At 42.1% G+C, this 24784-nt stretch carries 21 protein-coding genes and 1 pseudogene; 17 read left to right on the forward strand and 5 right to left on the reverse strand.

The features are described from left to right. The 16 genes and pseudogenes from NBH15_RS07425 to NBH15_RS07500 all read left to right on the forward strand — a co-directional run. A partial coding sequence (locus NBH15_RS07425) for a hypothetical protein (RefSeq protein WP_250822350.1) occupies positions 1-636 on the forward strand: 636 nt, incomplete at its 5' end. A 12-nt stretch (positions 637-648) separates the two neighbouring features. Then, positions 649-960 (forward strand): hypothetical protein, encoded by a 312-nt coding sequence (locus NBH15_RS07430; RefSeq protein ID WP_250822351.1) that lies wholly within the window; start codon positions 649-651, stop codon positions 958-960. A gap of 217 nt (positions 961-1177) precedes the next feature. Continuing rightward, positions 1178-1420 (forward strand): hypothetical protein, encoded by a 243-nt coding sequence (locus NBH15_RS07435; protein ID WP_250822352.1) that lies wholly within the window; start codon positions 1178-1180, stop codon positions 1418-1420. Positions 1421-1493: 73 nt separating this feature from the next. Continuing rightward, positions 1494-2132 (forward strand): thymidylate synthase, encoded by a 639-nt coding sequence (locus NBH15_RS07440; protein WP_250822353.1) that lies wholly within the window; start codon positions 1494-1496, stop codon positions 2130-2132. Between the two features lie 97 nt (positions 2133-2229). Then, the gene (locus tag NBH15_RS07445) at positions 2230-3087 is read left to right on the forward strand and encodes a DNA adenine methylase (protein ID WP_250822354.1); all 858 of its coding nucleotides are present in this window, start codon (positions 2230-2232) and stop codon (positions 3085-3087) included. A gap of 232 nt (positions 3088-3319) precedes the next feature. Then, positions 3320-5350 (forward strand): annotated as a pseudogene (locus NBH15_RS07450) (glycoside hydrolase family 2 TIM barrel-domain containing protein); the annotation flags it as partial. A gap of 122 nt (positions 5351-5472) precedes the next feature. Continuing rightward, positions 5473-7989: an FtsK/SpoIIIE family DNA translocase gene (locus tag NBH15_RS07455; RefSeq protein ID WP_250822355.1), complete on the forward strand. Its 2517-nt coding sequence runs from the start codon at positions 5473-5475 to the stop codon at positions 7987-7989. 24 nt (positions 7990-8013) lie between these two features. Further along, a complete protein-coding gene (gene lolA1 / locus NBH15_RS07460; RefSeq protein ID WP_007657411.1) occupies positions 8014-8688 on the forward strand; it encodes an outer membrane lipoprotein periplasmic chaperone LolA1 in 675 nt (224 codons plus the stop codon). Between the two features lie 54 nt (positions 8689-8742). Further along, positions 8743-9696, forward strand: coding sequence for a thioredoxin-disulfide reductase (trxB, locus tag NBH15_RS07465; protein ID WP_046145166.1), 954 nt, complete (start codon positions 8743-8745; stop codon positions 9694-9696). A gap of 42 nt (positions 9697-9738) precedes the next feature. Continuing rightward, complete coding sequence (locus NBH15_RS07470) at positions 9739-11217, forward strand: glycoside hydrolase family 10-like protein (protein ID WP_250822356.1); 1479 nt, start codon at positions 9739-9741, stop codon at positions 11215-11217. Positions 11218-11264: 47 nt separating this feature from the next. Continuing rightward, positions 11265-11702 carry a hypothetical protein gene (locus NBH15_RS07475; RefSeq protein ID WP_250822357.1) on the forward strand — a complete coding sequence of 146 codons (438 nt, stop codon included), beginning with the start codon at positions 11265-11267 and terminating at the stop codon, positions 11700-11702. A 457-nt stretch (positions 11703-12159) separates the two neighbouring features. Then, positions 12160-14370 (forward strand): TonB-dependent receptor, encoded by a 2211-nt coding sequence (locus NBH15_RS07480; RefSeq protein WP_250822358.1) that lies wholly within the window; start codon positions 12160-12162, stop codon positions 14368-14370. A 37-nt stretch (positions 14371-14407) separates the two neighbouring features. Beyond that, on the forward strand, positions 14408-14740 hold the full coding sequence (locus NBH15_RS07485; RefSeq protein WP_007657419.1) for a cation transporter: 333 nt from the start codon (positions 14408-14410) through the stop codon (positions 14738-14740). Positions 14741-14927: 187 nt separating this feature from the next. After that, positions 14928-15455 (forward strand): RNA polymerase sigma factor, encoded by a 528-nt coding sequence (locus NBH15_RS07490; protein ID WP_007657421.1) that lies wholly within the window; start codon positions 14928-14930, stop codon positions 15453-15455. Between the two features lie 9 nt (positions 15456-15464). After that, complete coding sequence (locus tag NBH15_RS07495; RefSeq protein ID WP_250822359.1) at positions 15465-16721, forward strand: porin family protein; 1257 nt, start codon at positions 15465-15467, stop codon at positions 16719-16721. A gap of 41 nt (positions 16722-16762) precedes the next feature. Then, entirely contained in the window at positions 16763-17530 is a 768-nt protein-coding gene (locus NBH15_RS07500) for a BFO_2992 family lipoprotein (protein ID WP_250822360.1), read from the forward strand. An 83-nt stretch (positions 17531-17613) separates the two neighbouring features. On the opposite strand, the gene NBH15_RS07505 is transcribed toward NBH15_RS07500, so the two are convergent. The 5 genes from NBH15_RS07505 to NBH15_RS07525 form a co-directional block, all read right to left on the reverse strand. Beyond that, on the reverse strand, positions 17614-18264 hold the full coding sequence (locus NBH15_RS07505; protein ID WP_250822361.1) for a suppressor of fused domain protein: 651 nt from the start codon (positions 18262-18264) through the stop codon (positions 17614-17616). A 55-nt stretch (positions 18265-18319) separates the two neighbouring features. Beyond that, on the reverse strand, positions 18320-18634 hold the full coding sequence (gene trxA, locus NBH15_RS07510) for a thioredoxin (RefSeq protein ID WP_481354085.1): 315 nt from the start codon (positions 18632-18634) through the stop codon (positions 18320-18322). An 898-nt stretch (positions 18635-19532) separates the two neighbouring features. After that, the gene (locus NBH15_RS07515) at positions 19533-20237 is read right to left on the reverse strand and encodes a LytR/AlgR family response regulator transcription factor (RefSeq protein ID WP_250822363.1); all 705 of its coding nucleotides are present in this window, start codon (positions 20235-20237) and stop codon (positions 19533-19535) included. Position 20238: 1 nt separating this feature from the next. Continuing rightward, positions 20239-21276, reverse strand: a complete 1038-nt coding sequence (locus NBH15_RS07520) for a sensor histidine kinase (protein WP_250822364.1) — start codon at positions 21274-21276, stop codon at positions 20239-20241. A 13-nt stretch (positions 21277-21289) separates the two neighbouring features. Continuing rightward, positions 21290-23740: an outer membrane beta-barrel protein gene (locus NBH15_RS07525; protein WP_250822365.1), complete on the reverse strand. Its 2451-nt coding sequence runs from the start codon at positions 23738-23740 to the stop codon at positions 21290-21292. Between the two features lie 145 nt (positions 23741-23885). On the opposite strand from NBH15_RS07525, the gene NBH15_RS07530 reads away from it, so the two are divergent. Continuing rightward, entirely contained in the window at positions 23886-24638 is a 753-nt protein-coding gene (locus NBH15_RS07530) for a GNAT family N-acetyltransferase (RefSeq protein ID WP_250822366.1), read from the forward strand. The last annotated feature ends 146 nt before the right edge of the window (positions 24639-24784 follow it).

Genomic DNA, 24784 nt, shown 5'->3' on the forward strand with positions numbered 1-24784 from the left:
ATGTCCGCCGTCGCTGCAAGCGAAACGGCGATGTCCGCCGTCGCTGCAAGCGAAACGGCGATGTCCGCCGTCGCTGCAAGCGAAACGGCGATGTCCGCCGTCGCTGCAAGCGAAACGGCGATGTCCGCCGTCGCTGCAAGCGAAACGGCGATGATCTCTATTATGTCTGATGAACAATCAAGTGAAATGTTCTTCGGCTCGGATTATCGGGTCGGATTAGGTCTGGCGGCCTACGCCGGAATCAATAATTCCGATTTGAAATCATGCGATACAATATCATCGGTTGCTGCAAGCAGCACGGCCATGCAGGCGGTTGCTGCAAGCAGCACGGCAGTATACGCTATTGAAGGATCTACTACAGCATTGTCTGCTCTTGCTTCCAGTCCGTTGTTGATAGACCAAACTGTTAATGCGGGGGGTACTGCTGTAAGTGTGCATTCGGGTTATTGTTTCATAGTATCGGTTAAACCCGGGTACAATGCAACATGGAGGATAACAGGTGGTATTAGTGCCTCAGACAAAGACGTGTCAGGTACATCTGTCGTAACAGTTAATATGTTCTTCAATAACCCGACTTTTGCTCGAATAAGCGGTTCTTCTTCCTACAGTCATGAATTCAAAATAATCAAGTTATAACAAACAATAATCATGAAAATCGAAAACATCAAATGTCTTTCAGTAAAGACTGAAAATGAAAAATTAGTATTAGAACTGGTTGAAACCTCTTTTTCAGAGATAGAAGCCGAACTGGTTGGTAAAGCGGAATTGTCCGTGTTTACAGACAATCAGGATGAAAATATCCTTGTGGAGAAGCATTACGATTATGCGAAAGCTGATAGTTGCAAATACGACTATGATCGGAAGTCTTTCACATTGACACTTCGTAAACTGACCAGCGTTGAAAAAGAACTGGAAAATCTGAAAAAAGAAGTAGAAGCAATACGTGCAGTGAAAGAATGATCCCAAATACCCACAGTTATTTAAGGCTGTGGGTGTTTTTTAGCCTGAACAGATCGGGAGAAGAGAAAGCCCCCGGTCTGTTAAATGGTAACGCCAATCACTTATTAACAACAAAAGTACGCCAGAGCGCACGACCGGGGGCAAATAGCCTCTGTCGCACTCTGGCTTTTTGTTGTTAAAATGATTGGCATTACAAAGGTACTTAAATTTTTATTGTATGAAAGTGATAGAGATATTAAACTTTAACCGGGAGTTGCTTGCAAAACTCTTGGAATCCGGGATCCGGCTTGAAGATGTCCGATATGTTAATCTGTATACAGATTATTTCCGCCTACTTCAGGCAGGCGGAAAGGTGACGTATATCGTGGCTACACTTGCTGAACAGTATGGTATATCTGAGCGTAAGGTCTACGATTTGATAAAACGCTTCCAAAGTGACTGCAAGCCGTTTGCAGTGTAAAAGATATGTTTCATGGCTGATAAAACAGAAGAACTGCGAACTTTATTCCGTATCACATAAAGAGAAATCAGCCATGAATAAATATTACATGATCCTGGATAAAATAATTACCCGAGGAAAAACGCAGAATAACAAGAAAGGAAATATCAAATATCTTTTGAACGAACAATTATCCCTGGTTCCGGTAGATTTGTTGGACATATTCGAAGGGCACAACATCGCTCGTAAAAAACTCCGGCAGGAATTGCAACTGTTCATGAAAGGGGAAAGAATGGTGGAGAAATACCGGGAAGCCGGCATAAGCTGGTGGGATTATTGTGGCAGTATCTTAATAAACAGTTACCCTACTTATTTTAAAAAACTACCTCCTTTAATCGAAAAGATCAATCGGGAAAAACGTAACAGTAAAAATTATGTATTGTTTCTCGGAGAAACCGGAGCGGAGAGTAATCAGGCACCGTGTCTTAGCCTGGTACAGTTTCAGATCGAAGAGGGTGAACTTGTGGTCTCGGCTTACCAGCGCAGTAGCGATGCAAACCTCGGTTTACCGGCTGATATTTACCATTTGTACCTGATGAGCCGCCAAATTGATCTTAGATTGAAGTCAATCACACTCAACCTGGGGAACGTCCATATTTACGAGAACAACGTTGAGAAAACTTTTGCCCTGCTATCTGGCAACGAGAGTGTCCGGTTCGAACTTAACGTATAAAAATCGCTGTAAATGGCTTACAGTGTAAACCGACTTTCCCGGTGCATGTACCTCCGAGCGGATCGTTACTTTTGCGCCGACTTAAACGCAAGAGAAAATGAGAAAAATGTATTTGCAAGCCCCACTTCCATTTGTAGGGCAAAAACGGATGTTTGCCAAAGAATTTATTAAGGTGCTTCGTGGATATCCCGAAGGTACTGTTTTCGTGGATCTGTTCGGTGGGTCCGGGTTATTATCACACATAACTAAATGTCAGCGGTCGGATGCCCTTGTCGTATATAACGACTTTGATGGTTACTGCCGAAGACTGAAAAATATCCCTGCCACGAATGTTCTGCTGGCTGATCTACGCAGGATAACGGCTGGGACGTTGCGTGACAAACCTATCTGTGGTGAAGTCCGTGAGGAAATATTCCAACGCATTGAAAAGGAAGAGAAGGAAAAGGACTATGTGGATTATATCACCCTGTCATCCTCGTTATTGTTCTCGATGAAGTATTGCCTGAGTTTGGAAGAGTTCAGGAAAGAAACGCTTTATAACAACATTCGGAAAACGGACTACCCACTTAGTGATGATTACCTGGAGGGCTTGACGATTGTCAGTGCTGACTACAAGGTAGTATTCAACCGGTACAAAGATCTACCTAATGTTGTGTTTCTGGTTGATCCGCCTTACCTCAGTACAGAAGTAGGTACTTACAAAATGTATTGGCGTCTGTCTGATTATTTGGATGTGCTTGGCATATTGAAAGGCCATTCTTTTGTGTACTTCACATCGAATAAGTCATCCATCATTGAACTGTGTGATTGGATGGGGAAAAATCCGACTATCGGTAATCCTTTTAAAGAATGCGAAAAAGTGGAATTCAATGCACGCATGAACTACAATGCCAAATATACAGACATAATGCTGTACAGACATAATGGTGACAGTAATGCAAAGCTTGCCTCCTGACTTAGACTTTATAAGGGTAGCAAATTTAAACTAAAACACAAAACTTTCGGATTGCTTTTTGCTCTGTTTTTATGGCGTTCAAATAGCATTCAAAAGAAGTGAAAGACGGTGTGTGTGGTTAAAGAAATAAAGACCATGTTCACCGTTTTTTTTACACGCGTCGTTTTTGTATGTTTTTACACGTATCGTTTTTGCAAAGTGCCACGTTTCGTTTTGCGGGATTTATAAGGTCACCCGGCAAATTGGGATACGTTCTATACAATATACGACAGAAGATGGCTTTCTTATAAATGGAGAAAAATTGTATATGCGTGGTGCAAACCGGCATCAGGCTTATCCCTATGTAGGGGATGCCGCTTCGAATTCAATACAGGAAAGAGAAGTAATTAATATGAAACAGGGTGGTTATAATGCGGTACGTGCAGCCCACTATCCACATGATCCGGCTTTTCTTGACGCTTGTGATAAATATGGACTGTTGGTTGTAGAATGTATACCGGGTTGGCAGTATTTTAATAATGATACAACTTTCATAAACCGGGTTTATGAGGTTTGTCGTAGAATGATCAGGCGTGACAGGAATCACACTTCGGTTGTTTTATGGGAGACAGCTTTAAATGAAACGCGTTATCCGAAGGAAATTGCTAAGATACTTTATGGGATAGCACATGAAGAATATCCCGGTGATCAAATGTATACGGCTGGAGATTATTTCGGTCATACGGATCTGGTGGATTGTTATGATGTGTTCTATAAACAAGTAGCCCGTTTCCCGAAAGACGGTAATGTAATGAGCAATTATACGGAGGATCAAGTTGTAATTAAGCCGTTACTAACTCGAGAATGGGGAGACGGAGCCGGAGAGAAACCTCGTGTGAGCATAACAGAGAATGGGAGAGAATTGCTTGAACAATGTAATACTCGTTATGAACAGCTGGAAGGAAGAGGTTATTTTGATTGGTGTATGTTGGATGCTAATGAACGTTTAGGAGGACATTTCCTATGGAGTTATAATGATTATAATCGCGGAAGCCAGGAAACGACAATGTATTGTGGCGTTGTGGATATAAATCGTGCCCCAAAGTTCAGTTATTATATGATGCAGAGCATGCGTGATAAAAATATAAGTCAAGCTGGTTTATATGAAGGGCCGATGGTGTTTATCGCTTCCTATAATATGCCTTCGGAGACAGGAGGGGCTTTATCCCCAATCACTGTATTTTCTAATTGTGATGAAGTAAAACTCTATCAGAATAAACGGCTTATAGGAACACAAACTCGGTTGGAGCGAACCTCATTCCGTCCTAATATAGTAAAAAAAGGAGGAAGTCCGGATTTCGTTTTTTATCCGGATAGATATGAACAAGGAGAATTAATGGCTGAAGGTTTATCTGCTGGCAAAATTGTAGCCACACATGTGGTACGTACCCCTGGGAAACCACACCATCTGGAAGTCTTTTTTAATCATAAAAATGTGATGCCGGTGGCGGATGGAAGTGATATGATACCAGTTTATATAAAGGTTTGTGATGAAAACGGGACATTAGTGAATAACGCTGCAGATTTGATTACTTTGTCAATACGTGGACAGGGAGAGATCATAGGTGATGGTATTGAACGGGTAGGTATTAGTCGTCAACGGGTAGAAGGTGGTATTGGTTTTGTTTTTGTCCGGACTGGCAAATATCCCGGAGAGATAATAGTTAAGGCTGAAGCGAAAGATCTGCAGGAAGGGATAGCAGGCATAAAAAGTATCCCTTATGACGGTCTATTCGTGCCGGATGGTATTCACGCTTCTTTTAAAGGGAAAGAAGAAGATGGCGTAGTGGAAAAGATGAATATAAAAGAAAGGATGTTGCTAAATCTTCCTGTGATAATTCCTCGAGAGGTTACAGCGACCAGCTCTCATGTTTCTTATCCTGTAGTAAATCTCGTAGATGGAGATGATCGTAGTTGGTGGATTGCGGATACGGATAGTCTACCTCAGGTTGTGACTTTTTCGTTTGATGAACCTGTCGATATAAAGGCAAGTCGTATTCTTTTTCAAAAGGATAGTTCTTTGTACGGACATACAGTTGAAGTGTCATCTGATGGAAATAATTGGAGTTTGGTCTATGAGCAGGAGTGTACCGGTTGGGAGTTTAAACCGATAGAATTGAATTGTAGAAAAGTGAAGTGTTTTCGGGTTACAATTCATAGTGTATCGGAAGGACGTGCTGGTATGGGAGAAGTTACTTTGTTTGGGAAACGTAATGCTGATTGATTTCCAGGAACTGATAGGGAATATTAGAATTTTTGCGTGGTAGTTTGGAGATAATCATGTATATTTGCAAGTTATAAAAATATCTGGACTGTTTTTTCAGATATCATTTAACGAGGATTTATATGGCAAAGAAAGCAACTACAACAAAACAAAATAATAATAATGAACCGGGTAAGTTCGCAATGATGAAAATGTTTTTCACTAATGAACGTACCCGTTTCATTACAGGGTTGGTGATAGCTATTATTACCATTTATATAGGATTGGCTCTTATCTCCTTCTTTTTTACGGGAGGGGCCGATCAGAGTAAGATAGAAAACGTTCCGTTGGCAGACTTGCTGACCAACAGAGGGTCCGTCGAGAACTGGACGGGAGTGCGGGGAGCTGTCCTGGCAGATCTGCTGATGAACCGGTGGTTTGGGATATCTTCTTTTATGATCCTGTTTTTCCTGGGGTCGGTAGGAGCTAAATTGATGAACCTGCGCCGGGTATCGCTGTTGAAACGGTTTTTGTTTTGTGCAGCCATGCTGATTTGGGGATCTATGTTTTTTGCCTTTGTCTTTATCAGCGGATATGAAGATACATTCATTTATCTGGGAGGACAGCATGGGTATTACCTGTCGGAGGTGATGATTACGAATGTCGGTATTCCAGGAACGATACTGTTGTTGGCGGGGGTGTTTCTGATCATCGCCATATTCTCCAGCAAACGGACGATACCGTTTCTGCAAAGTGTCCTTTCTTTCGGGTGGTTGAAGAACCGTTTGAAAAGGGAGAAAAAAAAAGTATTGGAAGAAGAGGATATCCATGAAGATGATGAGGATGAGGTAACAGACCCGGTAATGACAGAACAGCCGGACGAACGACCGGAAACAGAAGAATTTGTTTTCGATACTGAAAAAGAAATAGAAACAGCCCGCAAGGAAGAGAGCCGGAAGAAGACAGAGGTTTATTCAACGATCTCCCATGATGATGCTTTTGAAGTGACAGTGCCGCAGGAAGAAGAAGTGTATGATGCTCCGAATGCGGAAAATCAGCCTGATGAGCCGGAAGATCTTCCCGGAGATCCTCGTTTTACGGTGGAAGTCCCGGCCGGAGACGATGAAGTGTATGATGCTTCTTCGTTGGGTGAATACGATCCGAAACTGGACTTGTCCGGCTTCCGTAATCCACCGATCGAATTGCTGAAAAAATATGATGTAAGCGACCACCAGGTCGATATGGAAGAACAGATGGCTAACCAGAAACGTATCAAGCAGACGCTGGAAAGTTTTGGTATCAGCATTGCTTCTATCAAAGCAACCGTCGGTCCGACTATTACCTTATATGAAGTGATACCTGATACCGGGGTCCGTATTTCAAAAATTAAGAATCTGGAAGACGATATTGCCCTGAACCTGTCGGCTTTGGGTATCCGTATCATAGCCCCGATGCCGGGTAAAGGTACGATCGGTATCGAGGTGCCGAATAAGGATCCGCAGATTGTATCTATGCAGTCGGTCGTTGCTTCACGTAAATTCCAGGAATCGAAATATGACCTGCCGGTTGTGCTGGGTAAGACGATTACGAATGAAATCTTTATGTTCGACCTTTGTAAGATGCCTCACTTGCTGGTGGCCGGTGCTACCGGACAAGGTAAGTCCGTCGGGTTGAATGCCGTGATCACTTCTTTATTGTACAGGAAGCATCCGTCGGAACTGAAGTTTGTCATGGTCGACCCGAAGATGGTAGAGTTCGGTATCTATTCCGATCTGGAACGTCATTATCTGGCGAAATTGCCGGATGCGGACAAAGCGGTAATTACGGACTGTACAAAAGTTATTATGACGCTGAATTCCGTTTGTAAGGAAATGGATGACCGTTATGAATTGCTTATGAAAGCACATGTGCGTAATATCAAGGAATATAATGCCAAATTTATTTCCCGTCATCTGAATCCGGAGAAGGGACATAAATTTATGCCGTTTATCGTGGTGATCATTGATGAGTTCGGTGATCTGATCATGCAGGCCGGTAAGGAGATTGAAACACCGATCGCCCGTATTGCCCAGAAAGCACGTGCCGTCGGTATCCACATGATCATTGCAACGCAGCGTCCGTCTACCAATATCATTACCGGTATTATCAAGGCAAACTTCCCAGCCCGTATGGCATTCCGTGTGATGCAGATGGTCGATTCGCGTACGATTCTGGATGCACCGGGTGCCAATCAGTTGATTGGTCGTGGTGACTTGCTGTTCTCACAGGGAGGCGATACAAATCGTGTGCAATGTGCGTTTGTCGATACTCCGGAAGTGGAACAGATCGTCAATTTTATCTCCGGTCAGGCCGGTTATCCGACTGCTTTCCTGTTGCCTGAATATGTAGGTGAAGGTGGTGAAGACAAGGCTCCGGGATCAGTGGATCTGTCAGACCGTGATCCGTTGTTTGATGAAGCTGCCCGTCTGATTGTGATTCAGCAGCAAGGTTCAACATCTCTGATCCAGCGTAAGTTTGCCATCGGTTATAACCGTGCCGGTCGTTTGATGGACCAGTTGGAGGCTGCCGGAATCGTCGGACCGTTTGAGGGTAGTAAGGCCCGTCAGGTCCTGATCCAGGATGAGTATAATCTGGAACAGTTACTGAATTCTCTGAAATAATATGTCCTTTAGTAAATGTAGTTTATGGAAAGAGAGAGAAAAATAAGAATATGGCGGGGAATCGCGTTTGTGGGATTTCTGTTGTGCCTTCTTTTTGGAACAAGAGTGATAAGCCAGGCTCAGAATCCGGTATCTATCCTCGATAAAGCGGCTTCTGCCTACGAAAACTCGAATGGTATAACAGCCTCTTTTGAACTGAATACCCGTTCGGATGTACAGAAAGTATCGGAAAGTTTTGAAGGAACGATCAATATGAAAGGCGATAAATTTACGTTGGTCACTCCTGATATGATAACCTGGTTCGACGGGACTACCCAGTGGACTTATGTGGAACGGAATGACGAAGTGAATGTGAGTACGCCGAGCGGAGAGGAATTGCAATTTACCAATCCGGCTTTGTTGTTACGTGTATATAAGAAAGGGTTTACTCCTAAGTATATCGGGGAAAGCACTGCGTCGAACGGAAAAACGGCTTATGATATCGAACTGACACCGAAGAAAAAAGGCGATATCATCAAAGTCGTGTTGCAAATCGAGAAGTTTTCCAATTTCCCTGCATCGATCAGGATCGAAGCGAAGAACGGAGTCAGCAACACGATTCATATCAGCCAATTGAAGACCGGGATAAACCAACCGGATGACTTTTTTGTTTTTAAAGAAAGCGAATATCCGGATGCAGAGGTGATAGACCTCAGGTAAAATAGAAGCGATGAAATAACAGCCAATTATCAATATTCAATTAACATAAAAAGTATGAGCGATTCAATAAATGAAAAGGTTCGTTGCCTTATAATAGGTTCCGGTCCTGCAGGATATACAGCAGCAATCTATGCTTCCCGTGCTAACTTGTCTCCGGTATTGTATGAAGGTATTCAACCGGGCGGCCAGCTTACTACAACAACAGAAGTTGAAAATTTTCCGGGATATCCCGAAGGAATCACTGGTCCGGAACTGATGGAAGACTTGAAACAGCAGGCGCTTCGTTTTGGTGCAGATATTCGTTTTGGTATCGCGACGGAAACGGATCTTTCGGCTGCTCCATACAAAATTACAATTGACGGGGAAAAGGTTATTGAAGCGGAAACGGTAATTATTGCAACCGGGGCAACTGCTAAATACCTGGGTATTCCGGATGAACATAAATATGCAGGAATGGGTGTATCTGCCTGTGCTACCTGTGATGGTTTCTTCTATCGCAAGAAAGTGGTGGCTGTTGTCGGTGGCGGTGATACGGCTTGTGAAGAGGCTATCTATCTGGCCGGACTGGCTAAACAGGTTTATCTGATTGTCCGTAAGCCTTTTCTGCGTGCTTCGAAAGTTATGCAGGAACGTGTATTTAACACGCCGAATATTATGGTATTGTTTGAACATAATACAATTGGTCTGTTTGGTGAGAACGGGGTGGAAGGTGCCCATCTGGTAAAACGCATGGGCGAATCGGATGAAGAAAAGGTGGATATCGCTATTGACGGTTTCTTCCTGGCTATCGGACATAAGCCGAATTCCGATATTTTCAAACCGTGGATCGATACGGATGAAGTGGGATATATCAAAACCGTACCCGGTACGCCACGCACGAAAGTTCCGGGAGTTTTTGCAGCGGGCGATGTGGCTGATCCGCATTACCGCCAGGCGATTACGGCTGCCGGGACTGGTTGCCAGGCTGCTATAGAAGCGGAGCGCTACTTATCCGAAATTGGAAAATAACGAAAAAGTAGTACCTTTGCGCCACTCAATAAATAAGTGGAAATGAGAAAGTATTGCCTGTTATTTCTGGTCTTTTTCCTGCTTCAAGCGATTGGAGCGGTTGAATCTCCGAAGCACGAAATCCGTGCGGTTTGGCTGACTACCATCTATGGTCTCGATTGGCCGAAGAAGCCGGCTACAACGGAAGTGGGAAGAAAAGCACAGCAACAGGAATTATGTTCTATGCTGGATAAGTTGGCTGATGCCAATTTCAATACAGTGTTTTTGCAGGTTCGTCTGAGGGGTGATGTTATTTATCGCTCGGCTATTGAACCAGCTTCCAAAACTTTCTCAGGAAAATACGGAACGATGCCCGGATATGATCCGCTGGCATTTGCAATAGAAGAATGTCACAAACGGGGGATGGAATGCCATGCCTGGTTTGTGACATTTCCTATTGGTACGGATAAGGCTGTGAAGGAACAGGGGAAACTATCCGTTGTGAAGCGCAACCCTAAACTGTGTAAGCGTCATAATGGCGAATGGTATCTTGATCCGGGTGTGCCGGAGACTGCCGATTATATTTTGTCGCTGGTGAAAGAGCTGGTAAACGGATATGATATCGATGGTATTCAGTTCGATTATATCCGTTATCCGGAGCAGGCAAAGACGTTTCCGGATAAAGCAGTTCATCAGAAGTATGGCAAGTCTACCCGCTTGGCGGATTGGCGGCGTGAGAATATCAATAAAATGGTATACCGTATTTATGACTGGGTGAAACTGGCGAAACCCTGGGTTCAGGTCAGTAGTTCGCCATTGGGTAAATATAACCGTATCGAACGGGTTCCTAATGCCGGATGGACGGCGTACGAAAGTGTTTTCCAGGACCCTAAAATGTGGATGGAGAAAGGAAAACAGGATATGATTGTCCCGATGATGTATTACCTGCATGATAACTTTTTCCCCTTTGTGGATAACTGGGTGGAAAATTGTAACGGACGTTTGGTTGTTCCAGGTTTGGGAGCTTACCGGATGGATAAGTCGGAGGCGGACTGGACGGTAAATGATATCACAGACCAGATAGATTACAGTCGTTATTATGGTGGTGCTGGCGCTACTTTTTTCCGTTGTGAGAATGTGTTGGATAATACAAAAGGACTGTATAATGAACTGAAAGATAATTATTATAAATATCCTGCTCAGTTATTTCCGCTGACCTGGCTGAATGACCGTGTTCCTGTTGCTCCGGGTGAAATTCGTGTGGACCGGGAAGGGGATGAATTGAAATTGTCCTGGCAGAAACCATCGGAAGAAAAAGAGGATTTAACCTATACGGTTTATTATTCATTGACGGATTCGATCGATACGGCATCAGCCAAATGTATGCTGGCGACAGGGATAAGGGATACGGTTCTGTATCTGCCTGTCGGTCCGAATGAAGAAAGAGGATATAGTTTCAGTGTCTCGGCCTCTACCCGCTATCATATAGAGAGCCTGCCGTCTCCGGAAACGTATTATTACCTTTCCAGATTTCCTAAATAATATTAACGATTAGGAGCGGATTTACGAAAGCACTATCTTTGTGCTGAATGAAAAAAGCTGTAACATATTTGTTTATCGTTTTTCTGGCGTCTCTTATTTTTTATGGAGGGGCCGGAGTGAACTTTATTACCTACTGTTGTGGCGATTGCCGTACGGAAGGTGTTGCAGTTTTATTGAATGATAATTGCTGTGAAGTGCATGGTCATGGCTGTTGTGATGAGGCGGCAGAAGTACCTGTATGTTCTTCCGGCTGCTGCGAAGATGACTGTTGTGACCTGGAACGCATCAGTTTTGACTGGAGCAGTTTTAATAACCCCATTGTAGAATTACAGCCGGTAGTGGTCGACCTCTTGTCGTTTGGCTCTTCCTTTGCCTCACTCGTGCCGGTTCCTTCCATAAAAGAATTTATAGCACAGAATCAGGATGGACCACCCATTGTCTGTCCCCGTATTTATTTGAATTTATTGACTGCACTTTTGATTTAGTCAGTCTTTATTAGAAAGAATTGAGCTAATTATAGTGACTGGTTGTAACTCGCTCCCCTCTTGAGAGGGGGTAGGGGGTGTGTTAAAGCCAGTCTATAAAACAGGCTTTGTTACAGGTTCATTTGCCGTCTGCTTCAGCTGACGGATTAGTAAAGAATCTATCTCATTGGACTTTAGTCCCATTTCTTACAGGTTTCTATCTAAGAGAAATGTGGCTGAAGCCAAAAAAGAGAAACAGCATTTAAACCGTCAGCTGAAGCAGACGGCAAATGAACCTGTAATAGCCAAGTAGCTCTGATTGTGGTGGTTATATGGGAGAGGATATGACACACCCCCTTCCCCCTCTCAAGAGGGGAGCGAGTTACAACCAGTCACTATCATTAGCTCAAATCTGATAATAATAGAAACCCCCAATTCCGGTTTTACCGGAAAATCTACTGAATCAAAATATAAAGTAATGTTGAAACAACTCTATCTTATTATAATATTGACTTTCTGCGCAGTTTTTGCCCAGGCGGAGGAAGTAAAAGGGCATGTGTTTGATGATAACAACCAGCCGATCATCGGGGCGAATGTTTATTGGGAAGGGACCCAACAAGGCACGACTACCGATGTAGACGGCGCATTTGAACTGAAAACAAGAAAAAGTACAAACAAACTGGTTGTAAGTTATATCGGTTATGAAACGTTTGTCATGCCGGTAACGAATACAGATGAACATCTGGTTATAAAGCTGAAAGGCGAAGTAGCCTTAGAGGAAGTCGTGATCAGCGAGCGTAAAATAGGAACAATCGCTTCGCGTACCAGTGTGTTGCAGACTCAGAAGATCACCTATGATGAACTTTGCCGTGCTGCCTGTTGTAATCTGGCGGAAAGTTTTGAGACAAATCCTTCTGTGGATGTGTCTTATGCCGATGCAGCAACCGGAGCCCGCCAGATTAAGCTGTTGGGATTGGCCGGAACATATGTGCAGATGCTGACGGAAAACTATCCGAATTTTCGTGGGGCAGCTTCCTTATACGGCTTGGATTATGTTCCGGGTGCCTGGATGGAAAGTATTCAGGTATCCAAAGGTACCTCTTCTGTAAAGAACGGATACGAGGCATTAGCCGGGCAGATCAATGTTGAATTTAAGAAACCGCCTACGGCTGATATTTTTTCTGTAAACCTGTTCGGTAGTGATGCCGGACGGTACGAAGGGAATGCGGATGCTTCCTGGCATATCAATGATAAGGTTTCGACCGGTTTACTGGTGCATTATTCGAACGATAAGAAACAGCATGACGGTAATGATGACGGTTTTCTGGATACACCTTTAAGAGAACAGGTCAACCTGATGAACCGCTGGTATCACAAACTGGATAACTATGTAGCCCAGTATGGAGTTCGTTATCTGCACGAAAGCCGTACGGGAGGGCAGGCTATCAAACATCATGATTTTACGGATCCGTATCGTGTGCAGTTAAATACGAACCGGGCGGAGTTATATACCAAACAGGCTTATATCATCGATAAGGAAAAGGTGGAGAGCGTAGCCTTGATCCTGTCCGGTTCTTATCATGAACAAAAGTCCATGTATGATCGTACTCCTTATAATGTATATCAGAACAATGTCTATGCGAGTCTGCTCTTTGAAAAGGAATTTTCTCCGGCCCATAGCCTGAGTACCGGTTTGAGCATGAACTACGACGGTTTTAACGAGAACCTGTTGCAGAATGATGTGCGTAAAGTATTCGACCGTACGGAAGTTGTTCCGGGTGCCTATGTACAATATACTTACAACCTGAATGATAAACTTATACTATTAGGTGGCATCAGGGCAGATTACAGTTCTTTGTATGATTTCTTTGTTACGCCTCGCGTACATATTAAATATAATCCGTTCGACTGGTTTCATGTCCGTGCTTCTGCCGGTAAGGGGTTCCGTACGGCTAATATTCTTGCAGAAAACAATTTTCTGTTATCCAGTAGCCGTAAAATGAATATTGCGGATAATCTGGATCAGGAAGAAGCCTGGAACACTGGCGTTAATTTGTCATTCTACATTCCTCTGTTTGGAAAAGAACTGACGCTGACCGGAGAATGGTATTATACCGACTTCCTGAAACAGGTAGTTGTCGATATGGATAGCGATGCCCATGCCGTCAGTTTTTATAACCTGGACGGTAAATCCTATTCAAACAGTTTCCAGGTGGAAGCGACCTATCCTTTCTTCCGTGGGTTTACACTGACTGCCGCCTACCGTTATACGGATGCTAAAACCGATTACCGGAATGCAGAGGGTGTGACACAGCGCTTGAAGAAACCGTTGGTAAGCGATTACAAAGCATTGGCAACCGCATCTTATCAAACCCCGCTGAAGAAATGGCAGTTCGATTTGACCGGACAGTTCAACGGAGGAGGCCGGATGCCGACACCGGATGCGACAAATCCGCTGTGGAAGCCTAACTTTAATGCCTATACAGTTGTGAATGCGCAAATTACAAAGTATTTTCGCAGATGGTCCGTCTATATCGGCGCGGAGAACTTATTTGATTATAAGCAATCTCATCCGATCATAGATGCGGAAAATCCGCGGGGAGACAATTTTGACGGTTCGATGGTCTGGGGACCGGTTCACGGACGGAAGATATATGCCGGCCTGCGTTTCAACATCAGCCGTGATTAAATAACAGAAAATATTTACCAATTAATACAGATACATTATGAAACAGTTAGTAGTAGCATTGATTTGTGCCGTTTTTACTCTTTCTACGGTTTATGCACAGGATGCAAAAAAGAAAAAAGACACCGTTACTTTCTTCGTTGAAGGGATGGAATGTGCCAATTGCCAGAAAAAAGTAGAAAAGAATATCTCATTCGAAAAAGGAGTGACCGATATGAAGTGTGACCTGACTACCCGTACGGTGGTTGTCACTTACAAACCGGATAAAACCTCGAAAACCAAACTGGCATCAGCCTTTAAAAAGATCGGTATGGAGGCTGTGCCTGTGGACGATGGAGCCGGATGTCCTGTCGATCCTGCGAAAAAAAAGTAAGCAGTCTATATCCGTTAACACGGAAATTCGTTAGAACATCTTATCTTTGCAAAGCATACCTGTAGGGGGCGGATCTATGTGTCCGCCTCTTTTATGAAAAAAAGTTCGTAAAACATGCAGCGTTTTGCACGAGAATAACATCATAATATTTGTACGGCCTCGTAAGAGGTGAGAAGGCACACACTGAATGGATGAGACACAACTGATAAATGGTTGTAGGAAGGGAGACAGGCTGGCTCAGAAAGAGCTTTACGAAAGGTATTCCCGCAAAATGATGGGAGTTTGTCTGCGTTATGTGAACGACAGGGAGACTGCTCGTGATTTGCTGCAGGATGGATTCGTCAAAGTTTTTACCAGTATGGACTCCTATTCGGGAATTGGCTCATTCGAGGGGTGGATGCGAAAGATCTTTGTAAATTGTGCATTGGAATATTTGCGTAAATCAGATGTGCTGCGCGAATCGACTGATCTGGATAATACGGCTGAACTGATCCAACCGGATGCATCGGCTATCTCCAATATGTCGGCGGCTGAACTGATGCAGCTGGTACAGGAGTTACCTGCCGGTTTCCGTACGGTATTCAACCTGTTTGCAATTGAAGGGTATTCGCATAAGGAGATCAGCGACATGTTGAATATAACGGAGAGTACGTCACGTTCACAGTTTACGCGCGCCAAACAGATGTTACAAAAGAGGATTAACGCATTGTATTAAGAGGAAAGAATGGAAAAGGAAAGAGATACATTTGATGATTTGTTCCGCTCGAAATTGCAGGATTTTGAGGTGGATACAATGCCGGGGGACTGGGAGGCCATAGCCGATCGTTTGCCGGTAAAAGCGCCGGTACCTTTCCGCCGGACATTACGCTACTGGGCTGCGGCAGCCGTAGTTTCGCTGTTGATGATAACAAGTGGCGTTTATTTATTCAAGTCAGAGAAGGAAGCGACTCCTTTGGCAGAAAAGATCGAACAGGAAACAAAGAAAATAGAGACGGAACTGGCAAAAGAGACAGAAGCGTCTGTTACTCAGGTACAGCCTGTCGAGGAAAGAATTACTGTGTCACCGGTTGCAGCAGTGCAACAGCCGGTGATGCAGGCAACATATAAGGCGACTGTAAAGGTTGCTGAAAATGAACCTGCCGTTATTTCTTCAGATGATGATATGGAAGAGAATGCAGAAGTTATAACACTACTGGATAATACTGCTGTTGTTGAAACAGAAGAAGTTGTGCAGGATTATCCGGAAGTGGGTTCTGCTGATGATACCCGTTCGTTGATAGCGGATGCGGCTCCTGTCGGAAAGAAAGAGAAAGAAGTATCTCCACGCAGATGGGGATTTGGCATGGGAGGCGGAAGTGTGACTGCTGGAACAAGTAATTCACTGAACACGTCTGTTTTGAAGAACACGTCGCTCACAGATCAGGAATTATTATTTTTGAATGCTGCTAATTTTGAGAATTCGGTGCCGAGGACTAATGTAAAGCATAAGACCCCAGTATCTGTAGGAATGTCAGTAAGTTATTCTTTAAATAATCGCTTCGCTTTAGTGACCGGTTTGAATTATTCTTTATTGTCTTCTTCTTGGGAAACGACTCAGGCATACCATAATAAAACGAGTCAGAAACTTCATTTTATAGGTATTCCGTTGTCTTTGACATATAGAATAGCTGAATGGAAACGTTTCCAGGTCTATGCGGCAGCGGGAGTCATGACAGAAGTGAATGTGGCGGGTAAATTGGTGACGAAAAAATACATGCATAATGAATTATATGAAAAGGAAGCTGATCATATTCGTATGAAAGAATGGTTTTGGTCTGTGAATGCCCGTGCCGGTGTAAGCTATCCATTGCTCCGTTTTGTAAGCCTTTATGCAGAAGTAGGGGCAGATTATTATTTCGATAATGGCAGTTCGATTGAAACTGTCCGTTCCGAAAAACCATTTAATGTAAATTTGCAGGCCGGTTTCCGGTTTGGCTTTTAATAAGAAACAAATACTAATAACATAAAAATTAAAAACAGAAAATGAAGAAGCTAAAATCTTTAGGGGTGGTTGCCGCAGCAACTATTTTGTTGACCTCTTGTTTGGATGGTAATAATGAGAGTAGTTTAAACGGTTTTGGAGTTATAGATTATTCGGATGATTTTAGAACTGTGGCTTATATAGATGATTATACACCTGTATATTCTCCTGTATTCAAAGATTATCAACCGGGTGATTGTATTTATTTTACTAGTACTTACAGTTCTGATGATCCAGCGAATAATGGTTCGAATAAATATGCAACGGTTTCTAATGCTGTAGTCACAAATAAATTGGATAATAAAGGATATTTTTCAAATAGTGTTGATACTGCAAATATAATGCCTAATGAGATAGCAGCTTTGGATGCAACTCTCATGTTCATGACTCCATATTCATTTACTCTTAAAAACTTTATGTTTTTGGGTTCAAGTCATGAAAAAGCAGCTGCAGATCAGGATAATCAATATATTTTGCAATATAATCCAAGTCTAGAGCCTCAGACCGTAGATGGAAAACGTGTTTATGATTTCTTTTTGCGTGTTGTGAAGAAAGCTGATGGTAAAGGTGTCGTAGGTAATAACGCTTTTTATTATGCGTTTAAAACAAATGGTCATTTTAAAACTTTACAGTCAAGAGAAACAGCAGCAGGAAATGAGACGTTGAATATCCGTATTAACTATATCAAAGAGTTTAATAAAGATACAACCGCTGCAACATGGGGTAAGTCTCAGATTTTCCAAACTCAGATACTGAAAGAAACTAATTAAAAAAGATTGCGATTATAATAAAAAAGGGATTGTCTAATAAATAAAGGGCGATCCCTTTTTGTTTGTATATATTTAGAGGTAATTTATAGTACGAGTAAGATCTGTAATGTGAGCATTGGATTATCCTTTCTCATTAACTCTATTAATACCGATGCTTTTGACGGATCGGCTTTTATTGTTTGTAATTCCTGTTCTGTGATACCAACCAGCTGCATAAAGTCCAGTTTTCCGTGGATTGTATTTACGCCGGGGACTTCTGTGTCATTTACAATCAGTAAGGCTGTAATGGCTGATTCGACATCCCAATTAATGGATTGTCCGTTACCTGCTATGAATTGCAGTGGCTCGAACCAACGTTCCTGAGTAAAGGTGTAGCGAGCCAGGTTGCTCATCATGCTGATGGCCCATTGACATTCTTCACTCGTTTTGACCGGTAGTTTTATGGTCATCTCGTATCCCCATTTGCTAAATTCGTTTTCCAGTGCTTCTTCGTTGGAATATAATTCGCTCATGCCATAGGTGACAAGATGTTTGTAGCCGTTGGGGGAGGTGTAGATACTGTATCCGTCAAGATACTCGTCACCACCCATCATCGCTCTGGAAATGATGTTGGTGCCGAAATGTTCCGGCCCTTGTCCGGGATAAAGTTTTTCGAAACATTCGTCGATAGCATCCCATCCGGGAGCCCAGTCTTCATGTTCCTCTGCATATTTTTTATATTCTTCTTTGTTCATAACCGTATGTGTTTGTTATGAACAAAGATAGAAATAGTTTCCGGGAATAAAGATTTTAGTCAATAAACTTCTTGATTTGTTCCAGAAGGACTCCTTTTTCCATTACTCCGGAAGTACGCCAGACTATTTCACCCTTTTTGAAAATAATTAAAGTCGGAACGGACTGAATCCGGTACAGGTTGGCGACAGCTTCGTTTTTATCGACATCGATTTTCAGAATACGTGCCTGACCGACCAGTTCCTTGCCTAACGCTTCCACAGTCGGACTCATTACTTTACAGGGACCACACCAAGTGGCAAAGAAGTCAACCAAAACCGGTTTATTTCCATGTATGATATCTTTGAAAGTTTCCATATTGCTAGTATTTATGATTGCAATAAACAATTATTTGTCTTCATTTATAACAGTTACCTTGTAGTGGTTGTTCATTAGTCAGTGTGGTAGAGCTATGACGAAAGACATCGGTAGGTGAAGAGTGTTTAATAGGTGAGTTTTATTAACTTTGTATGAATAAACTGCGTTATAGGTAAATGTCGGGTAAATGTCGGGTAAATGTCGGGTGAAAGTTTATACATTAGGTTTAATTCATTAAATGTACTATCATACTATCATTTTCTGGTGTATGATATTGTTTTCCAGTTGATTAATGTATGATAGTAGATGCTTTTAACTATCACTTATCTATCATTTAACTGTCATTTTAACAGAGTTTTAACTAACGGTTAGTCTTTTTTTGACTATAAAAGCTGTTCATTACTGCTGTATAGGGTATCTTATCATTCGTCGGCCTACTACCTTTTTATACCAAAACTATGATTTAACTTCACTCGGATACAGACTTTTTGTTGCCAGGATGCCTGTCTCACCTGGTTTTACACCCCCATCCTGACGATGCCTACACCCGGGTGTCGATGATATCAAGACCCGGGTGTCAAACAATAGTTCTTACTATCTTGCTGAAAATTAGTTATATACTTACTGAAAATAGCATGCTGTCTTCCCTGCTTTTTAAGCAGGGTATGATAGTTTAGTGATAGATAAATGATAGTTGAAAACATCTACTATCATAATGTAATAGTCTGTTGTATAATTTGTTATGATAAAAAATGATAGTATGATAGTGTATTTCGGATTTTATTTATATAGTTGTCAGTACTGTCTTTTTCCACAAAGCTAGCACAATATGTAGCCGTTATCTTTTTTATCTTAAAAGTAGATTTGCTTCATAACTCGCATGAGTGAGCTAATGAAATTTCTATTAAACGAGCTATTTTGTAATTAGCTGATTATTGATAATCGCCTTGTACACCTCTTCACGCATGGGGCGGGATACGGGGATTTTATGTTCTCCGATAACTAACTGATTTCCTTCGATGGCTTGTATATGGGAAAGGTTTACTATGAATGAACGGTGTACCTGCATAAATGAAGTTGCAGGGAGTGTGTCGAGTATGGATTTTAACCGGATGCTAGCTGTATCTTTGGTGGTTGGTGTATAGATGATAATATAATTCTCCATGCTTTCGATGAAGAGTATTTCTTTGAGATAGATTTTCTTTAGCAGTTTCTCCGTTTTTATAAAGATGTATATATCCTCCTCTTTTTTCGATTCGGATTCTATCATTGTATGTACTTTATTAACCGCTTTCAGGAAGCGGGAAAATGGAATTGGTTTCAGTAGATAGTCCACTACATCGAACTCGTATCCTTTCAGGGCATATTGTTCGTAGGCTGAGGTGATAATTACGTGGGGCGGGGTTTGCAGATCGGCTAAAAGATCCAGTCCTGACAGATGAGGCATTTCGATGTCCAAGAAAAGCAAATCTGCATGAACAGTCTTTAGCATGTTATTGAGTTGTACTGCATCCTCGCATTCTCCGGCTATTGTCAGAAAATCAACTTTGTTGATGTATCGCTTCAATCCTTTCCGGGCGATAGGTTCGTCGTCTGTTATGATGCATTTTATTTCCATATTATTCTGATAAGTCGATGAATAAATTGACGGTGAAATAGGTCCCGTCGTTTGTAATATCTAACCGGTGTTTATTGGGATAAAGTAAATTTAATCTTTTTCGGAGGTTCTCGATCCCTATACCGGTTCTTCCTTTTTTGTCTATGTCAGGTATAATGCTGTTTCTAGCCATAAAATGAACGGCTGAATCTTCTTGTTGCATTTGAACTTGTATCAGGTAATCTCCTCCTACATATTTAAAGGCATTTTCCAATAAAGGCTGAAACAGTAGCGGATGTATTTTCTGCTCTTTCAGATTCATATCGAAGGAAGATTCAAATTTCAGCCGATCCGTCATGCGAAGCTGCTGAAATTGTATGTAAGTCTGCAAGTAATCGATTTCCTGTTTGATTGTTACTTTCGTATTTATATCGTATAGTTGATAACGGAGCAGGTCGGAAAGTAGTTCGATCGATTCGATGGCTGCCTCGTTTTCTTCGTCAATCTGAAAATAGACGGTGTTTAAGGCATTGAATAGAAAATGCGGATGATACTGCGAGCGTAATAGCTTCAGTTCGGTTTCCAGTTGGTCGACCTTTAACTTCTCCAATTGGATGATCTTTTCCGTATAATGTCCGGTCAGGATATTGTTCCTGATCGAAGTATAATAAAAAAGAAATATGGGTAAGGCGGTGGCATTGATCAAGAGAGCTTCTCCCCAGCGGTAAGTCGTCTCATTGATGAAAATGATTATTATATACAGGCTGATATTGAGTGTGATAACGATAAACAGGATAACCAAGAAGTATTCTATTACTTTCGGAAAGAGCTTGTTCTCTTTATTCCTGTCGAAAAAGATGTTTGCCAAACGTTTGAAAAACAGAGAGGCTAAAACAATGTTTATCAATATGAGGGCAAGTGCTTTTATGCGGTCGAACCATGCCGATGTAGTGAGCTCCCACATACGGACACCATAGGCCATGTCGGTGACAATCCACAAACAGCAGATTGCCAGCATGGTCATAAGCAACGGACTCAGGAAGTTGTATTTTATCTTCATATCTGATTTTAAACTATAAATTTATTCTTTTACTTTGATCTATGCTTGTATCACGGTTACTTTTTTTAGATTGTTTGCCTTGTTTTAAATTAATTGAGACAGATACTCCGATGCAGCGATAGTCGTTGAACTGTTTGGTCGATGCCTTGCCGATATTTCCGGACAGATCGAGGTCAAGATCTTGTCTGTTCGTTTGGAACACGTCGTTGGCGTATAAACGGAGTGTGAGCCTGTCGTCCCATACCTTTTTCTGTATGGCCATCGATACAGGCCAGTGTGGATTGACGGTCGCTTGTCCGAGAGCCATACGTCCGTTATAGAAGCCCGACACTTCGGCATTCAATCCGGCCGGAAGTATGAACTGGTTGTTGATGCTAACAGAGGGAGTAAACAGTTTCTTTTCGATTGTTTTTTCTGATTCTTTCCATTTGTATAAACTATAAAACAGGGTAGCATTGGCACTTATTCGCCACCATCTCTTTTGTATCAGATCGCCAGCATCCAACCGGAGTCCTATTCTTGAGTTACTTTTGAAATTCTCCGGGTAGACGATAGTCACATTATCATCCGAAACTTCTATATTTTGCATGATGGGGGCGTTTGTATAAGAGAAAAACAGGGTTGCCCGGTATAATTTCTGGTGAATATAAGCGAATTCTATATTATCCGTGAGCTCGGCTTTCAGGTCGGGGTTACCGGTTGAACGTGTATAATCATCCCATATATAATTGAACGGACTCAGGTCGCCATAGTTTGGACGGATGATCCTTTTGTTATATAAAAAGGAGATACTGTTGGATGTTTCCGGTATATTATATTGTATGGTCAGCGTTGGAAACAGGTGGATATAGTTGTCCGTATAGGAAGAGTCTTTCAGGTTTATGTCCGGTGAATATTGCGTTCCGCTGATACGGGTTTGCTCCAGGCGTAAACCTGCTTCCAGGTTGAATTTTCCAACCTGTCCGTTTATCTGGATATAGGCGGCGTTGATATTTTCATTATATTTATACATGTTACTCAGGCTGTTGTCGGGAAGCCACTGGCCGGTCATCTGGTTTGCATATAATGCACTGTTATCCAAATCTACCCATGTGAACTTCAGTCCGGAATAGAACTTGAATTTTGCCGGTAAAGGCATACTCCAGTTGGCTTGTGCGGAATACATGCGTATGTTACTGCTCATATCTCCTTTTAATGTGTCTCTGTTTAATATCTGTTCTTCCGGTTTTCTCATTTCATTCAACATGGAAAGCGTTTGTTTATGCTTATGCAGCAGATAATCGAATGAAAGGTCGGCTGTCTGGTCCTTGTCGTTTTTGTAGTTTAGAAGAAGGCCGCCGGAAATGGCCCGTTGTTTGGTATAAGTCTGGCTTTGGGTATGAAGAGAGGAGTCGACAGGACTGCCGGATTTTTGAATGTATGTATCGGTGCTGCCGGGTATGCGCTTATTGAACAATGTTCCGTTGGTGGATACCTCAAAAGAGAAGTTGTCGTTTATATCGTAGTTCATTCCCAGGCGGGCCCAGTCTCCCTGATTACGATCTTTCATTCTTGAATTCTGGTTGATGTTCATCATGGGAGAGGATGCTGTGTTTTGCAAATTGTATTCGCGGAAGATATCCAGCGTCGATTTATATTTTCCTTGGTAATGAGAATAATCGAGGAAAAGTCCGAGTTTATTCTTTTGGTAGGTCAGGCGTCCTCCGACGTTCCATTTGCCATCGGCTGATTGCTGGTAGCTTGTATTAGCCTGGGCGGTCCAGCCTTCAACGGTAACCTTCTGTGTCCGGATATCGATCAGCCCTGTTTTGCCGGCAGCATCATATTTTGCGGAAGGGCTGGTGATCAGATCGATATTTTTTATGGATGAAACAGGCATTGAGCGTAGATAATTGACCAGTTTGTCTCCGCTCAGGTAAGTGCTTTTACCATTGACCAACACCTGAATGCCGGTCTGTCCGTTCAGGATCACACTGCCATCTTCATTAACCATTACGCCCGGGAGACTTCTTAATGCATCCAGCACATTGCCTTGAGAGCCAAGTACCATGGCGTCCATATCGAAAGTGGTCGTACCGGGTTTCATCGTCATCAGTTTTCGCATACCGGTTATTGTTACAGCGGAAAGTAGTTGAGCATCCTCTTCCATTATGACAGGAGGAAGGGGCCGGCTTTCTTTAGTTTGTATGGTAAGGTATTGCTTTTTATATCCCAGCATTGAAAACTCCAACAGGTATTTATCCGGTTTCACCTTAGGAAGAACAAACACTCCGCAAGTGTCTGTGATGGTTCCGCTAATATAGGCGGAGTCAATAGTACTTTTAAGCAAGATGGTTACTCCCTCCAATGTTTCATTATTGATATCTGTCACTTTACCGGAAACTTTGATTTCTGTTTGCTGTGCATATAAAGGATAAGCCAGTAACCCTAAAAGCAGTATCTGAATGATCTTTCTCGTCTTCATATTTTTGTTGTTTAATAATTTATCGGCAAAGCTATGGGGTGGGAAAGCGGGTTTCAAATAAGATTGACGAATTGCTGGTTTTTTGAGGTGAATTGCGGAATTCATATAAGTTCACTACATTTACACTATTGAAACGAAGATACACATGGATACTGATTTTATAAACATAACAACAGAAAATCTTGCCGATGAGCATTTATGCTGCATTATCCGCACTAAAAAGCTACATTCGGGTGTTGAGGCAAAGCGTCAATGGCTTTCTGACCGGCTGAATGAAGGTCATGTCTTTAGAAAGTTAAATGCGAAGGCAACGGTTTTTATCGAATATGCTCCTTTGGAAACAGCTTGGGTTCCCATAATTGGGGATAACTATTATTACCTCTATTGTTTATGGACTTTGGGCAGTTACAAAGGGAAGGGATATGGAAAATCATTGATGGAGTATTGTATTGCCGATGCCAAAGAAAAAGGTAAATCCGGTATTTGTATGCTCGGGGCAGAAAAACAAAAATCCTGGCTTTCCGACCAGTCATTTGCGAAAAAGTTCGGCTTTGAGGTGGTCGATACTACCGATAACGGATATGAATTGCTCGCACTTTCTTTTGACGGAACAATGCCGAAGTTTGCACAAAATGCGAAAAAGCTGGAAATAGAAAGCAAGGAACTGACAATTTATTATGATATGCAGTGTCCTTATATCGATCAAAAAATTGGGATTGTTAAACAATATTGTGAAATGAATGATGTTCCTCTATCATTGATTCTGGTAGATACATTACAAAAAGCGAAGGAATTGCCTTGTGTTTTTAATAACTGGGCTGTGTTTTATAAAGGAAAATTTGAAACGGTGAATTTAATACAAGACGTTACCCACCTGGAGAGAATACTTAAGAAATGAAAGTATAATTTTGACTTCCTTGCAATCAGGGCAACCGCACCAAAATTTCTATTAAAATATGTTTTGTGGCATAAATCATTAAAATATTTCAAAAAAAGTTGTGTAATTGGGGAATAAAGGTAATCTTGCAGAAAGAAAAGTCTTAA

The organism is Parabacteroides caeci, from assembly GCF_023656795.1.
GTDB lineage: Bacteria > Bacteroidota > Bacteroidia > Bacteroidales > Tannerellaceae > Parabacteroides > Parabacteroides segnis.

Excerpts from the sequence above, each read along its gene's own strand:
- NBH15_RS07530 (WP_250822366.1), top strand. The coding sequence starts at position 23,886 with ATGGATACTGATTTTATAAACATAACAACAGAAAATCTTGCCGATGAG.
- NBH15_RS07475 (WP_250822357.1), top strand. The coding sequence starts at position 11,265 with ATGAAAAAAGCTGTAACATATTTGTTTATCGTTTTTCTGGCGTCTCTT.
- NBH15_RS07430 (WP_250822351.1), top strand. The coding sequence starts at position 649 with ATGAAAATCGAAAACATCAAATGTCTTTCAGTAAAGACTGAAAATGAA.
- NBH15_RS07505 (WP_250822361.1), bottom strand. The coding sequence starts at position 18,264 with ATGAACAAAGAAGAATATAAAAAATATGCAGAGGAACATGAAGACTGG.
- NBH15_RS07445 (WP_250822354.1), top strand. The coding sequence starts at position 2,230 with ATGAGAAAAATGTATTTGCAAGCCCCACTTCCATTTGTAGGGCAAAAA.
- NBH15_RS07440 (WP_250822353.1), top strand. The coding sequence starts at position 1,494 with ATGAATAAATATTACATGATCCTGGATAAAATAATTACCCGAGGAAAA.
- NBH15_RS07495 (WP_250822359.1), top strand. The coding sequence starts at position 15,465 with ATGGAAAAGGAAAGAGATACATTTGATGATTTGTTCCGCTCGAAATTG.
- lolA1 (WP_007657411.1), top strand. The coding sequence starts at position 8,014 with ATGGAAAGAGAGAGAAAAATAAGAATATGGCGGGGAATCGCGTTTGTG.
- NBH15_RS07490 (WP_007657421.1), top strand. The coding sequence starts at position 14,928 with ATGGATGAGACACAACTGATAAATGGTTGTAGGAAGGGAGACAGGCTG.
- NBH15_RS07515 (WP_250822363.1), bottom strand. The coding sequence starts at position 20,237 with ATGGAAATAAAATGCATCATAACAGACGACGAACCTATCGCCCGGAAA.
- NBH15_RS07500 (WP_250822360.1), top strand. The coding sequence starts at position 16,763 with ATGAAGAAGCTAAAATCTTTAGGGGTGGTTGCCGCAGCAACTATTTTG.
- NBH15_RS07520 (WP_250822364.1), bottom strand. The coding sequence starts at position 21,276 with ATGAAGATAAAATACAACTTCCTGAGTCCGTTGCTTATGACCATGCTG.
- NBH15_RS07455 (WP_250822355.1), top strand. The coding sequence starts at position 5,473 with ATGGCAAAGAAAGCAACTACAACAAAACAAAATAATAATAATGAACCG.
- NBH15_RS07435 (WP_250822352.1), top strand. The coding sequence starts at position 1,178 with ATGAAAGTGATAGAGATATTAAACTTTAACCGGGAGTTGCTTGCAAAA.
- NBH15_RS07525 (WP_250822365.1), bottom strand. The coding sequence starts at position 23,740 with ATGAAGACGAGAAAGATCATTCAGATACTGCTTTTAGGGTTACTGGCT.
- NBH15_RS07485 (WP_007657419.1), top strand. The coding sequence starts at position 14,408 with ATGAAACAGTTAGTAGTAGCATTGATTTGTGCCGTTTTTACTCTTTCT.
- NBH15_RS07480 (WP_250822358.1), top strand. The coding sequence starts at position 12,160 with ATGTTGAAACAACTCTATCTTATTATAATATTGACTTTCTGCGCAGTT.
- trxB (WP_046145166.1), top strand. The coding sequence starts at position 8,743 with ATGAGCGATTCAATAAATGAAAAGGTTCGTTGCCTTATAATAGGTTCC.
- NBH15_RS07470 (WP_250822356.1), top strand. The coding sequence starts at position 9,739 with ATGAGAAAGTATTGCCTGTTATTTCTGGTCTTTTTCCTGCTTCAAGCG.